At 67.9% G+C, this 13,836-nt stretch carries 13 protein-coding genes; 6 read left to right on the top strand and 7 right to left on the bottom strand.

What is annotated here, in order from left to right:
• Window positions 1–4: 4 nt before the first annotated feature.
• The gene (gene cyoE / locus M2421_RS20530; RefSeq protein ID WP_259210224.1) at window positions 5–895 is read left to right on the top strand and encodes a heme o synthase; all 891 of its coding nucleotides are present in this window, start codon (window positions 5–7) and stop codon (window positions 893–895) included.
• Window positions 896–1,118: 223 nt separating this feature from the next.
• Here the strand turns inward: cyoE and M2421_RS20535 are convergent, their stop codons facing one another.
• The 6 genes from M2421_RS20535 to rpsU all read right to left on the bottom strand — a co-directional run bounded on the left by M2421_RS20535 (window position 1,119) and on the right by rpsU (window position 6,423).
• Entirely contained in the window at window positions 1,119–2,117 is a 999-nt protein-coding gene (locus tag M2421_RS20535) for a bile acid:sodium symporter family protein (protein ID WP_259210225.1), read from the bottom strand.
• Between the two features lie 52 nt (window positions 2,118–2,169).
• Window positions 2,170–2,700: a sulfur transferase domain-containing protein gene (locus M2421_RS20540; RefSeq protein WP_259210227.1), complete on the bottom strand. Its 531-nt coding sequence runs from the start codon at window positions 2,698–2,700 to the stop codon at window positions 2,170–2,172.
• Between the two features lie 14 nt (window positions 2,701–2,714).
• Window positions 2,715–4,445: a DNA primase gene (gene dnaG / locus M2421_RS20545; protein WP_259210228.1), complete on the bottom strand. Its 1,731-nt coding sequence runs from the start codon at window positions 4,443–4,445 to the stop codon at window positions 2,715–2,717.
• Window positions 4,446–4,508: 63 nt separating this feature from the next.
• Entirely contained in the window at window positions 4,509–5,354 is an 846-nt protein-coding gene (locus M2421_RS20550; RefSeq protein WP_259210241.1) for a YihY/virulence factor BrkB family protein, read from the bottom strand.
• 270 nt (window positions 5,355–5,624) lie between these two features.
• Window positions 5,625–6,071: a GatB/YqeY domain-containing protein gene (locus tag M2421_RS20555; protein ID WP_259210229.1), complete on the bottom strand. Its 447-nt coding sequence runs from the start codon at window positions 6,069–6,071 to the stop codon at window positions 5,625–5,627.
• A 136-nt stretch (window positions 6,072–6,207) separates the two neighbouring features.
• Entirely contained in the window at window positions 6,208–6,423 is a 216-nt protein-coding gene (gene rpsU, locus M2421_RS20560; RefSeq protein ID WP_002808376.1) for a 30S ribosomal protein S21, read from the bottom strand.
• Window positions 6,424–6,589: 166 nt separating this feature from the next.
• Between rpsU and tsaD the strand changes: the two genes are divergently transcribed.
• Window positions 6,590–7,615, top strand: coding sequence for a tRNA (adenosine(37)-N6)-threonylcarbamoyltransferase complex transferase subunit TsaD (gene tsaD / locus M2421_RS20565; RefSeq protein ID WP_259210230.1), 1,026 nt, complete (start codon window positions 6,590–6,592; stop codon window positions 7,613–7,615).
• Between the two features lie 12 nt (window positions 7,616–7,627).
• Here the strand turns inward: tsaD and M2421_RS20570 are convergent, their stop codons facing one another.
• Window positions 7,628–8,284: a hypothetical protein gene (locus tag M2421_RS20570; protein ID WP_259210231.1), complete on the bottom strand. Its 657-nt coding sequence runs from the start codon at window positions 8,282–8,284 to the stop codon at window positions 7,628–7,630.
• Between the two features lie 397 nt (window positions 8,285–8,681).
• Between M2421_RS20570 and folB the strand changes: the two genes are divergently transcribed.
• The 4 genes from folB to M2421_RS20590 all read left to right on the top strand — a co-directional run bounded on the left by folB (window position 8,682) and on the right by M2421_RS20590 (window position 13,746).
• Window positions 8,682–9,050 carry a dihydroneopterin aldolase gene (folB, locus tag M2421_RS20575; RefSeq protein WP_259210232.1) on the top strand — a complete coding sequence of 123 codons (369 nt, stop codon included), beginning with the start codon at window positions 8,682–8,684 and terminating at the stop codon, window positions 9,048–9,050.
• A gap of 27 nt (window positions 9,051–9,077) precedes the next feature.
• Window positions 9,078–10,355 (top strand): mechanosensitive ion channel family protein, encoded by a 1,278-nt coding sequence (locus M2421_RS20580; RefSeq protein WP_259210233.1) that lies wholly within the window; start codon window positions 9,078–9,080, stop codon window positions 10,353–10,355.
• 137 nt (window positions 10,356–10,492) lie between these two features.
• Window positions 10,493–12,667 carry a glycoside hydrolase family 3 N-terminal domain-containing protein gene (locus M2421_RS20585; protein ID WP_259210236.1) on the top strand — a complete coding sequence of 725 codons (2,175 nt, stop codon included), beginning with the start codon at window positions 10,493–10,495 and terminating at the stop codon, window positions 12,665–12,667.
• Between the two features lie 452 nt (window positions 12,668–13,119).
• Entirely contained in the window at window positions 13,120–13,746 is a 627-nt protein-coding gene (locus tag M2421_RS20590; RefSeq protein WP_259210239.1) for a hypothetical protein, read from the top strand.
• Window positions 13,747–13,836: the final 90 nt, after the last annotated feature.

Here is a 13,836-nt window from a genome sequence, read left to right on the forward strand (position 1 = left end):
CGGCATGGCCAGTTACCGTCAGTACTGGGACCTGACCAAGCCCAAGGTCGTCGCCCTGATCGTGTTCACCGCACTGGTCGGGATGTTCCTGGCCATTCCGGGGGTGCCCACCGCGCAGCAGGCCATCGACGGCGCGCTGGGCTTCCTTGGCATCTGGCTGGCCGCCTCGGCCGCCGCGGCGATCAACCAGCTGCTGGACGCGCGCATCGACGCGCAGATGGCGCGCACCTCGTGGCGTCCGTTGGTGGTGGGCAAGGTCAAGCCGTGGCAGGTGCTGGTGTTCGCCGGCATCCTGATCGCGTTGTCGATGACGATCCTGGTGGTCTGGGTCAATGTCATCACTGCGGTGCTCACCTTCGCCTCGCTGATTGGTTACGCGGTGATCTACACCGTGTACCTCAAGCGCGCGACCTCGCAGAACATCGTCATCGGCGGCCTCGCCGGTGCCACCCCGCCGTTGCTCGGCTGGGCGGCGATCACGGGGATGCAGGGCCCGTGGGACTGGGCCTATGCGTCGCTGCTGGTGCTGATCATCTTCATCTGGACCCCGCCGCATTTCTGGGCACTGGCGATCTTCCGCCGCGAGGATTACGCCAAGGCGGAAATCCCGATGCTGCCGGTCACCCACGGCGTGGCGTATACCCGCAAGTCGATCATGGTGTATTCGATCGCGCTGGCCGTGGTGAGCATTCTGCCGGTGGTACTCGGCATGAGCGGCGTGTTCTACCTCGGCGGGGCGATCGTGCTCAACGCGGTGTTCCTCTGGTACGCGTGGCGCATGCTCAACCCGCCGGACGAACTGTTCTCGATGAAGATGTTCGGCTACTCCATCTTCTACCTGATGGCGCTGTTCGCCTTCCTGATGGTGGACCACTGGATGTTGCCCTGGTTGTAAGCGACAGGCGGCGGGCGACGGGGTGATGCATCGCGCAGGCGCTTGCAAGCACCTGACGGTGTCATCGCGCGACGGACGCCATTGCCGGTACGGCACCCGCCTTGGCTGGCTGGAACGGTATTCATCGGAGCAGCAGGCGCACACCCCGGCGCGAGTCAGGCCGAGGCCACCTCCACAAGCGTCGCGCGGTTCAGTCCGGACCGATGACCGGCGCGCCTGCGTGTCAGTCTCGACCGATGTCCGGGGCCGGCGCGATCGGATCCCGCGCATACCGCTGGGCGATCATCGCGCAGACGATGAGCTGGATCTGGTGGTAGATCATGATCGGCAACACGATCGCGCCCAGGCTGCCGCCAGCGAACAACACCTTGGCAATCGGAACGCCCGTGGCGAGGCTTTTCTTGGAGCCGCAGAACAGGATGGTGATCTCGTCTTCGCGGTTGAAGCCCAGCCGGCGTGCGATGAAGCGGATCAGCGGCATCGCGATGCCGAGCAGGACGGCGGCCACGACCGCCACGGTCAGCAGCGACAGCAGCGGCGTCTTGCTCCACAGGCCTTCGCTGACGGCCTCGCCGAACGCCGAATACACCACCAGCAGGATGGTGGCCTGGTCGGTGTAGCGCAGCAGCGCGCGCTGGCGCTCCACCCAGCCGGCAATCCATGGGCGCAACAGGTGGCCGGCCACGAATGGCACCAGCAGCTGCAGCATGATGCTGACGATGGCCTGCACCGGGTTGTGCATGCCGCCCTCGGTGCCGGCCAGCAGGGCCAACAGCAGCGGGGTGAGGAACACGCCGAGGATGCTCGACAGCGAGGCGCTGCAGACCGCCGCCGGGACGTTGCCCCGCGCCATCGAGGTGAAGGCGATGGACGACTGCACGGTGGACGGCAGCGCGCACAGGAACAGCACGCCGATGTACAGCTCGGGCGTGAGCAGCCAGCCATCCAGTGGTTTGAACAGCAGCCCCAGCAGCGGGAACAGCACGAAGGTGCAGGCCAGGATGGTGAGGTGCAGGCGCCAGTGCAGGACGCCGGCCACGATCGACTCACGCGGCAGGCGCGCGCCGTGCAGGAAGAACAGCGCGGCGATGGCCACGTCGGTGACGTCGTCGAGCACCATCGCCGCCGCGCCGTGCATCGGCAGGAGGGAGGCCAGCAGCACGGTGCCGAGCAGGGCGAGGGTGAAGTTGTCCGGTCGCAGGCGCGACCACCAGGGCTTCATGCGCGGCATGCTCCTGTCATGGGGGGAAAAGAATGCGGGAACGCGCGCGGGCTCAACGCGCGCCGGCCTGTTCGATGCGCGCGCGGGTGGGCGGCTCCAGCGAGGTCATGCCGGCCTTGCGGCCGAATTCCAGGGCCTGGTCCAGCGAAGCTCCCTGGCGTGCCTGCAGCAGCGCCAGCAAGGCACCGGCGCGGTTGCCGGAGGCGCAGTGCACCAGCACCGGTCCCTGGCTGTTCTCCAGCGCGGCGTGGAGTGCGCGTGCATTGGCCTCGGTGAGGCCGGCGGCGCCGGCCACCGGGATGCGCACGTAGCGCAGGCCCAGCCGTTCGGCGGCGGCGGTCTCATCGAAACCCCGATCTTCCTCGGGCTGACGCAGGTCGATCACGGTGCGCACGCCGGCGTCGGCGGCCTGGTGCAGCTGCGCGGCGCTCGGCTGGCCCGCGCTGTAGAGCTGGGGGCGTGGCTGCGCGAAGGGCAGCTCGCTGGCCCAGGCGCACGGGGCCAGCGCGATCAGGGTGGCCAGCGTGCCACGCAGCAGGCGGCGGGCGAACGCTGCGGCGGGATTCACGGTGGGAAGCGCCATGGCGGCTCCGTCAGTCAGAAGCGGAGGGTGCTGCGCGCCTTCAGCAGTTCACGCAGCTCGTACTTGTCAGTATCGTCCAGACCCTGCTGGCCCTGCTTTGCCTGAAGCTCGTCAAGGCGTTGCATCAACAGCTGTTTTTCCAGCTGGGCCACGGCATCGTGCAGTTCCTGGGTCCACATCGCCTCGTCGCCAGGCAAGGTCTGCGCGGCCAATTTGTGCAGCGACTCCTGTTCTTCGCGGCCCTCGAAGTGCTCCAGCAGCGCGCCGGTGCTGATGTCCGGGCGCTGCTCCACCAGGCCCAGCAACTCCAGCAGCAGCTCGATGCCGGGCAGGCGCAGGCCGTTGAAGTGATGCCCCTCCAGGGTCATCGCCAACGACGGCTGCTGCAGCAGGATCGCGATCGCCGCGCGCACCAGGCTGCGCCGCTGGGTGGGCGCGACCGCACGCGAGGGCGGGCGCGAGGGCTGTGCAGCGGCGCTGGGCTTGGCACCCAGCCCGGTCAGCGTGGTCAGCTGCTGCTTCATCAGGTCGCCAAAGGCGCCATCGGGGATCTGCGCCAGCATCGGCTTGGCCCGCTCGGCCAGCCGCGCCTTGCCATCCAGCGTGGCCATGTTGACCTCGCGGGTGAGCTCGTCGAAGAAGAACTGCGACAGCGGGGTGGCCTGCTGCAGGCGCGCATCGAAGGCCTCGCGGCCCTCCTTGCGCACGATGGTGTCGGGGTCTTCGCCATCGGGCAGGAACAGGAAGAACGCCTGGCGGCCGTCCTTCATGCGCGGCAGCACCGACTCCAGCGCGCGCCAGCCTGCACGGCGGCCAGCGGCGTCACCGTCGAAGCAGAAGAACACGTCCGGCGCATTGCGGAACAGCAGCTCGGCGTGGTCCGGCGTGGTGGCCGTGCCCAGCGTGGCCACCGCCTGGGTGACCCCGTACTGGAACAGCGAGACCACGTCCATGTAGCCTTCGACCACGATCAGCCGCTCGATCTTCTGGTTGGCCTGGCGCACCTGCCACAGGCCGTACAGTTCGCGGCCCTTGTGGAACAGCGCGGTCTCGGGCGAGTTGAGGTACTTGGGGCCGTCATCCTTCTCCATGACCCGGCCGCCGTAGGCGATCACCCGACCGCGGCGGTCGAAGATCGGGAACATCACCCGGTCGCGGAACTTGTCGTAGACATGGCCGCGGTCGTTCTTGGAGAACAGCCCGGCGCGGTCGAGCAGCTTCATCCGCCGCTCGTCCTTGCCCAGCGCATCCTTCAGCGCGCTGTAGCCGTCAGGCGCGTAGCCGATCGCAAAGCGGGTACGGTTTTCCTCGTCCACGCCGCGCTGGTCGAGGTAGGCGCGGGCCTTGTCGCTGCCCTCCAGCGACTTCTGGAAAAAGCGCGTGGCCGCATCCAGCGCCGAGTACAGCTCGCGGCTGTCGTCCTGCTGCTGGGCGGTGCGCGGCTGGGTGTCGCGCGGCACTTCCATGCCCACGCGCTTGGCCAGTTCGTCGACCGCGTCGAGGAACTCGAGGCGGTCGTAATTCATCAGGAAGCTGATCGCGGTGCCATGCGCGCCGCAGCCGAAGCAGTGGTAGAACTGCTTGGTGGGCGAGACCGTGAACGAGGCCGAGCGCTCGTCATGGAACGGGCAGCGCGCGGCGTACTCCTTGCCCTGGCGCTTCAACGGCACGCGGCTGCCCACCACCTCGACGATGTCGGAGCGGGCCAGCAGGTCGTCGATGAATGCGTCGGGGATACGGGCCATGGGCAGCAGGCAGGGGCATGGCCGGCGACGGCCACGCGCGGAAGCGGGGGTCGGACTAGTCTACTAGCTGCCGGTCGCTTCGCCCGGTTTCGGCTCGGGGATCCCGGCCACGGCCAGGTGATGACGCGCGCGCAGGCGCTCGTCGATTACTGCCGTCATCAGCGCGCCCACGAAGAACACCACGGTGGCGTAGTAGATCCACACCAGCGAGATCACCAGCGCGCCCATCGAGCCGTACGCGCTGCCCGGGGCGACGGTGGCGATGTACAGGCCGATGGCGTAGCGGCCCAGCGCGAACAACGCCGAGGTGATCGCCCCGCCGATGAACGCCTGGCGCCACGCGACGCGGCGGTCGGGCAGGTAGTGGTAGAGGAAGGCGAAGCCCACCGTGTACAGCGCCAGGCTGGTCAGGTAGCCCACCGCCGGCAGCACCGAGGGCAGCTGTGCGAAGGCGACCTGCAGCATGGTGGTGGCGGTCATCGACAGGATCAGCAGGAAGCCCAGCGCCAGCACCACGCCGAACGAGAACACGCGCTTGCGCAGCCAGGCCACCAGGCCGTCGAGGCGCTCGCCACTGGTGTTGAAGATCAGGTTCAGCGCGTTCTGCAACTGGGCAAACACCGCCGTGGCGCCGATGAACAACAACAGGGTGCTCCACACGCCGGCCAGCGAACCCACATCGGGCTGGTTGTCGGCGTTCTTGAGCACGGTGTCGGCGACGGTGGCGGCACTGCTGCCGGCCACGTCGTTGATCTGCGTGATCAGGGCCTGCTGCGCGGGCGGGTACAGCGAGGCGGTCAGCCACAGCAGCAGCACCAGCAGCGGCGCCATCGATAGCAGGGCGTAGAAGGAGACCGAGGCGGCCTGGGTGAGCACGTCGATATCGACGAAGCGCTTGCCCACGGCCATCGGGAAGCTGCGTTGCAGCCGGTCGACGTACTTGTGCAGGCGTTGCGGTACGCCGGCGTGGGCGGGCGTGGGAGCGGCGTCGGGAGCGGGGGCGGGCGGCAGTGAAGACATGCCACCGATTTTTGCAGGCGCGGGTCGAAGGCGGGGTGAAGCGGGGCGTGCGTCGATGCACCACCACCCACGCACGGTGCCTGCCGCAATGCCGGCGGTGCCGGATGTTGGCGCATCCGGCCGGGCAGGTAGCGACCGTGGGTCGCTACCCGGCGCCGATCACCCGGCCAGCTGCTGCTTGACCAGCTTGGACACCAGGCCCATGTCGGCCTGGCCGGCAAGCTTGGGCTTGAGTGCACCCATCAGCTTGCCGATGTCGGCGGGGCTGGCTGCGCCGGTTTCGGCGATGGCGGCCTGGATGGCGGCCACGATCTCGGCTTCGCCCAGCTTGGTCGGCAGGTACTGGTCGATGACCAGGATTTCCTCGCGCTCGATGACCGCCAGGTCTTCGCGGTTGGCCGCTTCGAACTGGCTGACCGAATCCTTGCGCTGCTTGACCATCTTTTCCAGCACGGCCAGTACGGCGGCGTCGTCCAGCTCGATGCGCTCGTCCACTTCCTTGCGCTTGATATCGGCCAGCATCAGGCGGATCACGCCCAGGCGGTGCTTCTCGCCGGCCTTCATGGCCGCCTTCATGTCATCGGTGAGCTGCTGTTTCAGGCTCATGGAACACCTCGTATCGGTCAAAAGTGCGGGACGGACGCCAGAACGACTGGAACGCAAAAAGCCGGTAACGCTCGCGCGTTCCGGCTTCGGCTCCGCCGCGACAGACACAGGGCCTGCCGCATCGAAGTTGCGTAGATCAGTACAGGCGCTGACGCTTGGTGACGTCGCGCGAGGAGCGACGCAGCTGACGCTTCACAGCAGCAGCAGCCTTACGCTTGCGCTCCTGGGTCGGCTTTTCGTAGAACTCGCGCTTGCGGGTTTCGGCCAGCACGCCGGCCTTTTCGCAGGTGCGCTTGAAGCGACGGAGCGCAAACTCGAAGGGCTCGTTCTCGCGGACTTTAACGCTGGGCATGGAATCTCCGGGACACAGTAGAACCGGGTCACGCCCGGTGAGAGCCGCACATTATAGCGGCGACAAAAGAAGTTGCAACCCACCCCGGCGAACTTCTTGGCCACAGGTGGTGTCGGGTGGGCTGGCGGTAACGCTGCCGGGGCCTCAGCGGTCCATAATACCCGGTATGCGAGTCCTTGGTATCGAATCTTCCTGCGATGAGACCGGCGTGGCGGTGTACGACACCGCCCTGGCCGGCCCGGACGCCCTGCGCGCCCATGCGGTCTACAGCCAGATCGCCCTTCACGCCGAGTACGGCGGGGTGGTGCCTGAACTGGCCAGCCGCGACCACGTGCGCAAGCTGCTGCCGCTGATCCGGCAGACCCTGGCCGAGGCTGGGATGGACGTGGCCGACATCGACGGGGTGGCCTACACGGCCGGCCCCGGCTTGGTCGGGGCGTTGCTGGTGGGCGCGGGCGTGGCCCGCTCGCTGGCCTGGGCGCTGGAGGTGCCGGCGGTCGGCGTACACCATATGGAAGGGCATCTGCTGGCCCCGCTGATGGAAGACGACCCGCCGCACGCACCATTCGTCGCCCTGCTGGTGTCTGGCGGTCACACCCAACTGGTGGCCGTGGACCGGATCGGCCAGTACCGCCTGCTTGGCGAGACCCTGGACGACGCGGCGGGCGAGGCCTTCGACAAGACCGCCAAGCTGATGGGCCTGCCGTACCCAGGCGGGCCGCAGTTGGCTGCGCTGGCCGAGCGCGGCACCCCGGGGCGGTTCAAGTTCACCCGCCCCATGACCGACCGCCCGGGGCTGGATTTCAGTTTCTCCGGCCTGAAGACCCAGGTGCTGCTGGCCTGGCGCGATAGCGACCAGAGCGAGCAGACCCGGGCCGACATCGCCCGTGGCTTTGAAGACGCGGTGGTCGATACCCTGGCGATCAAGTGCGAGCGCGCGCTGGATGCGGCCGGCACCGATGTGATCGTGGTGGCCGGCGGCGTGGGCGCCAACAAGCGCCTGCGCGCCAAGCTGCAGCAGATGGCCGCCCGCCGCGGCGGCCGCGCCTGCTTCCCGCGCCCGTCGCTGTGCACCGACAACGGCGCGATGATCGCCTTTGCCGGCGCGCTGCGCCTGGAGGCCGGCCAGCACACCCCGCCGCAGGTGCAGGTCACCCCGCGCTGGGATATGGCGACGCTGCCGGCGGTGTGAGTACTCCGCCGGTCACGGCGGGCGATTGCGCAGCAGCGGGGTGACGGCCTCATGCCCGGCCATCCAATCGGCGGTGCGTGTACAGCGCAGCGCCACCAGCCGCTGGATGGCGGCGAAATCCTCGTCCAAGGCACGCGCAAAGATGGGTTCATGGTGGGCGATACGGTTGCGCAGCCGCCGGATCTGCTCCAGATCATTGTGTATGCGGGCGCGGGTGACATGCCGGGGCGCAGCCTCGCTGGCGCCGGGAAGTACGGTCCCCATGCATCGTGACCACACCCGGACATCGAAGCGTTGCGTGAAAATCTTCTGCCAAAACACGAAGCTGAGCGTGGAGACAACCTGCGCGGTGCCGTGACTGCAGCGTGTGGTCGCGCGTTGCAGTTCACGGCGTGGGTTGTAGCCGCTGCTTGGACTGGGCAGGCTGTCGGCGAAGCCCTGCACCCACGGCCATCGTGGTCCGTGAATCCGGGTCAGTGCATCTGAAACCGCGTTGCGGATGACCACTTCGCCGATATGCAGCGGCACCAGGAAGGCGGCGGAAATGCGGGCATTCCACAGATACAGTTCAAGCGCGGTACTACGGGTATCGAGGCGGGCCACAGCGTTCTCGTACGTGCCCATCCGGTCGGCTGACAGCGCCCGCTTCACGGCATCTTCGATCTGCATGGTCATCGCATCCCTGGTCCCTGGACGATCGAGGCTACGAGCGTGGCTGGATGCCGGGCATCGGGAATCCGGCCGTTGTGTGACTGTTCTGATTACCGTTTTTCCTGATTCGATTGCCGCGTTCAATTGACGCGTCGCAAACCACGCGCCCCGTCCCGTTTTGCGTCAACAATGGTTGACGCGGCCGGGTCGGCCCCGTAATTTTCCGCCTACGCGCCACCGGGACTCGCGGATGGGAATCCCATCTCCCCCCGGGGACAAGAGGTAAGCAAAGGGTCCCGAAAGGGGCCCTTTGTCTTTCCCGCCTCGGGCGCTGCACCAGGGCGCCTGCCCCTGGTTCCCGGCACGTTCCGGGCCGGGCCGTTACCATGTTCGGCATCTTCCACGTGGCATGGCTATGGACAAGGTATTCATCGAAGGGCTCGAGATCGATGCCCTGATCGGCATCTACGACTGGGAACGGCGGATCCGCCAGACCCTGCGTTTCGACCTGGAAATGGGCTTCGACAACCGCCGCCCGGCCGCCAGCGACGACATCGCCGATACGCTCAACTACAAGGCGGTGAGCAAGCGCATCGAGCAGTTCGTGCGCGAGTCCGATTTCGGCCTGGTTGAAACCCTGGCCGAGCGCATCGCCGAGATCGTGCTGCGTGAATTCAAGGTGGAGTGGCTGCGGCTCAAGCTGAGCAAGCCCGGTGCGGTGCGCGGTGCGCGCGCGGTGGGCGTGATCATCGAGCGCAGCGCGCCGTCCCCGGCACACCCCTGACAGCCCCCAAACGGAGATCGATACACGATGTTGAATGCAGTAGTGGCGGTACGTTGGCTGGACGACCTGCAGCGCGCGCTGGAACCCTGGCCGTGGGCCTATACGGGCGCGGTGCTGTGCCTGCTGGCGCTGGCGGCGTGGCTGGCCAATTTCGTCACCAAGAAAATCCTGCTGCGCGGCCTGCGCGGATTGATCAACCGCCTGCCCGGCGGCGCCGCCCACGGCGGGCGCGGCAGCAACGTGATGCGGGTGGTGTCGCGGTTGTCCAACGTGGTGCCCAGCCAGGTCATCGCCGCCGGCATCACCGTGGTGCCCGACCTGCCGCCGCCGCTGGTGGCCTTCGTCATCGGGGCCTGCCAGGCCTGGGCGATCCTGACCGTGGCGCTGGCGATCTCGCACGCGCTGGATGCGGCCAACGACATCTACGAGCGCCGCCCCGACGCACGCAACAAGCCGATCAAGGGCTACCTGCAGGTGGCCAAGATCGTCATCTTCGTCATCGCCGGGCTGTCGATCGTGGCCACCCTGGCCGGCGTGGACCTGCGTTACCTGGTGACCGGCCTGGGCGCGGCCACTGCGGTGCTGATGCTGATCTTCCAGGACACCATCCTGTCGCTGGTGGCCAGCGTGCAGATCAGCGGCGATGGCCGGGTGCGGCTGGGCGACTGGATCGAGATGCACAGCCAGAACGCCGATGGCGATGTGATCGATATCGCCCTGCACACCATCACCGTGCAGAACTTCGACAAGACCATCACCACCATTCCGACCAAGAAGCTGGTCACCGAGTCGTTCAAGAACTGGCGCGGCATGCAGGAGGCGGGCGGGCGCCGGATCAAGCGCGCGCTGTACCTGGACCAGCACAGCGTGGGGTTCGTGGAGGCGCCGATGCTGGCGCAGCTGGAGCAGTTCGCGGTGCTGGGCGACTACCTGCGCGACAAGCAGGCCGAGCTGCAGCAGTGGAATGCCGGGCTGCAGGCCAAGGGCATGGCGGCGGTCAACGCGCGCCGGGTCACCAACCTGGGTACCTTCCGCGCCTATGTGGAGCGCTACCTGCAGCAGCACCCGGGCATCCATACGGACATGACCCTGCTGGTACGGCAGCTGCAACCGACCACCGAAGGCCTGCCGCTGGAGATCTACTGCTTCACCCGCAGCACGGCCTGGGGCGAGTACGAGGGCGTGCAGTCGGACGTGTTCGACCACCTGCTGGCGATCCTGCCGGCCTTTGGGCTGCGCGTGTTCCAGGCCTCCAGCGATGCCATGTTGTTGGCGGGGCAGCAGCGCCTGGCCGCCGCAGAGTAAGCTCCTGAGCCTGCGTCGCGGTGCTCGCGGCGACGGGCGCTTCCCCCGCGGGAAGAAAAATGAACGCCAAAATCATTCACAACGGGTCCGGGAACGCTAGAATCCCGGCCTTGTAAACGTTTTCATAAGGACAGCCGGTGGCCGCCGATCGTATCGAAACCCTCATTGCCCAGATGACCGTCGAAGAAAAAGTCGGCCAGCTGGGTGTGTTCGCCGACATGGTCCGGCCGTTCGCCCCGGACGTGAATCCGGAAGCCAACGTGCTCAACGCCGACCAGGTGCTGCAGCAGGTGCGCGAGGGCAAGGTGGGGTCGCTGTTCAACGGCGTGGGCGTGGAAGCCGGTCGCCGCATCCAGCAGGTCGCGCTGGAAGAAAGCCGCCTGGGCATTCCGGTGATCCTGGCCGCCGATGTCATCCACGGCATGCGCACCGTGTTCCCGATCCCGCTGGGCGAAGCGGCCAGCTTCGAGCCGGACCTGGCCGAGCGCACCGCCCGCGCCACTGCGGTGGAAGCCACTGCTGCCGGCCTGCACTGGACCTACGCGCCGGCGGTGGACATCGCCCGCGACCAGCGCTGGGGCCGGGGTGCCGAGGGCGCCGGTGAAGACGTGGTGCTGGGCTGCCGCTTTGCCGCCGCCCGCGTGCGCGGCTTCCAGGGCCCGGACCTGCGTGCCGCCGATGCGCTGCTGGCCACGCCCAAGCACTTCGCCGCCTACGGCGCGGTGATGGCCGGCATGGAATACAACATGGTCGACATCTCGCCGCAGACCCTGCGCGACGTGCACCTGCCGCCGTTCCAGGCCGCCTTCGACGCCGGCGCACTGACGGTGATGTCCTCCTTCAACGACATCAACGGCGTGCCGGCCAGCGCCAACGCCGAACTGCTCACCGACATCCTGCGCGGTGAGTGGAAGTTCCCGGGCGTGGTGATCTCCGACTACACCGCCGACATGGAGCTGGTCGCGCACGGCTATGCCGCCGACGACCGCGATGCCACCGCCAAGGCCTTCACCGCCGGCCTGGACCTGAGCATGCAGAGCGGCTTCTATGCCGAGCACCTGCCGGGCCTGATCGAAAGCGGCGAGGTGCCGATGGCCACGCTGGATGAATCGGTGCGCCGCATCCTGCGCCTGAAGGACGCCATCGGCCTGTTCGACGACCCCTACCGTTCGCTGGACCTGGACCGCGAAGCGTCGACCGCGCATATCGCCGCGCACGACGCGCTCTCGCGCGATGCCGCGCGTCGCTCGATCGTGCTGCTCAAGAACACCGACGCGGTGCTGCCGCTGAAGAAGACCGGCCAGAAGATCGCGTTGATCGGCCCGTTCGTGCAGGACCGCGAGAACATCGAGGGCTGCTGGACGCTGTTCGGCGACAAGGCGCGCTACGTGAGCCTGGAAACCGGCGTGCGCGCGGCGATCGGCGATGAAGCGCTGTTGGAAATCGTGCCCGGCTGCGACCTCGAAGCAGCCGTGCAGGATGGCATCGAGCAGGCCGTGGCCGCCGCGCTGCGCGCCGACGTGGTGGTGCTGGCGCTGGGCGAGCCGCAGCGTTACAGCGGCGAAGCGCAGTCGCGCGTGGAAATCACCCTGCCGGCGGCGCAGCAGGCGCTGGCCGAAGCGGTGGCGATGACCGGCAAGCCGCTGGTGGTGCTGCTGCGCAATGGCCGCGCGCTGGCGCTGCAGGGCGCGGTGCGCAACGCGCACGCCGTGGCGATCACCTGGTACCTGGGCACCCAGACCGGCCACGCGGTGGCCGATGTGCTGTTCGGCGATTACAACCCGTCCGGGCGCCTGCCGGTGAGCTTCCCGCAGGTGTCGGGCCAGCAGCCGTTCTTCTACAACCACCCGCGCACCGGTCGCCCGGAACTGCCGACGATGTCCGAGTTCAAGGCGCGCTGGCGCGAGATCCCGAACGAAGCGCTGTACCCGTTCGGCCATGGCGTGAGCTACACCACCTTCGGCTATGGCGCGCCGCAGCTGAGCAGCCAGACCCTGGGCTGGGACGACAGCCTGACCATCAGCACCACGCTGACCAATACCGGTGCGGTGGCGGGCGAGGAAGTGGTGCAGCTGTACATCCACGACCGCGTGGCCAGCCGCGTGCGGCCGGTGCGCGAGCTGAAGGACTTCCGCAAGGTAGCGCTGCAGCCGGGCCAGAGCACCCAGGTGGTGTTCACCCTGGACCGCCACGCGCTGGGCTTCACCGGCCGCGATGGCGTGTTCCGCGCCGAGCCCGGCCAGTTCGAGCTGTGGGTGTGCGCGTCGTCGGCAAGCGGCGAGCCGGTGATCTTCGAGCTGCTGGCCGGCTGAAAGCATGTTCCAGCTTGCCCTGGATGAACGCAGCCGACCAACGGTCGGCTCTACCCGGTGGCCGTCAATCGTAGAGCCGACCGTTGGTCGGCTGCCTTTACGCGCCACCGCCCGCGTTCCAGTCCCCCCTCGATGAACGCAGCCGACCAACGGTCGGCTCTACGCGGCGGCCGTCAACCGTAGAGCCGACCGTTGGTCGGCTGCTCTTACGTGCCACCGCCCACGTTCCAGCCCGCCTTCGATGAACGCAGCCGACCAACGGTCGGCTCTACGCGGTCGCCGTCAACGTAGAGCCGACCGTTGGTCGGCTGCTCTTACGTGCCATCGCTCGCGTTCCAGTCCGCCTTCGATGAACGCAGCCGACCAACGGTCGGCTCTACGCGGTGGCCGTCATTGGCGGCTGACAGGGGGGCGGGTACGCTGGCGTCCTTGCGAAACCGATGGAGCCGAGCATGCGTGTGATCCGAATCCTGCTACCTACCCTGTTGCTGGCGGCATGTTCGCAGCCGGCACCGCCGGCGGCTGACGGGGCTGCCCCGGCCACCTCGCCGCCAGCCGCCACGGCCACGCCCAGCGAGGATGCCCCGGTCGCTGGCCTGTCCCCCGATGCGGTAGACGCCACGGCGCCGCCGGCCGCGACCGACCCGCTGCCAGCGACGGAGCCCGCATCAGCGGCGGCCGCTGCGGGGGACATCGATGCCGACACCGATGGCGATGTACGCCAGCGCATCGAGCGCCTGCTCGGCGATGCGCCCCGTTACGAAGCGGTGTTCACGGCCTTGAAGAAGGGCGTGGCTGCGCATGATGCCAAGGCCGTCGCCGCGCTGGCGCTGTATCCGGTGAACGTCAACGTGGGCGGCAAGAAGCGCAAGGTGGCCGATGCCGCCACCTTCGAGCGCGAGTACGACCGCATCATCACCGCCGATATCGCCAAGACCATCGCCGCGCAGACGTTCGAGGGCGTGTTCGTCAACGGGCAGGGGGTGATGCTGGGCAACGGGCAGATCTGGATCAACGGCGTGTGCCCGGCCAATGATTGCAGCCAGGCCAAGGTGGGCATCGTCACCGTGCAGGATTGACCCCCGGGGTGGGGGGCCCCCGGGCCGCCCCCCCCCCCGGCCACCCCCGCGATGGGGGAGAACGCAGCGCGCCGGGTTGGCCACTTAAAA

This window comes from Stenotrophomonas sp. BIGb0135, from assembly GCF_024810105.1.
Taxonomy (GTDB): domain Bacteria; phylum Pseudomonadota; class Gammaproteobacteria; order Xanthomonadales; family Xanthomonadaceae; genus Stenotrophomonas; species Stenotrophomonas maltophilia_AB.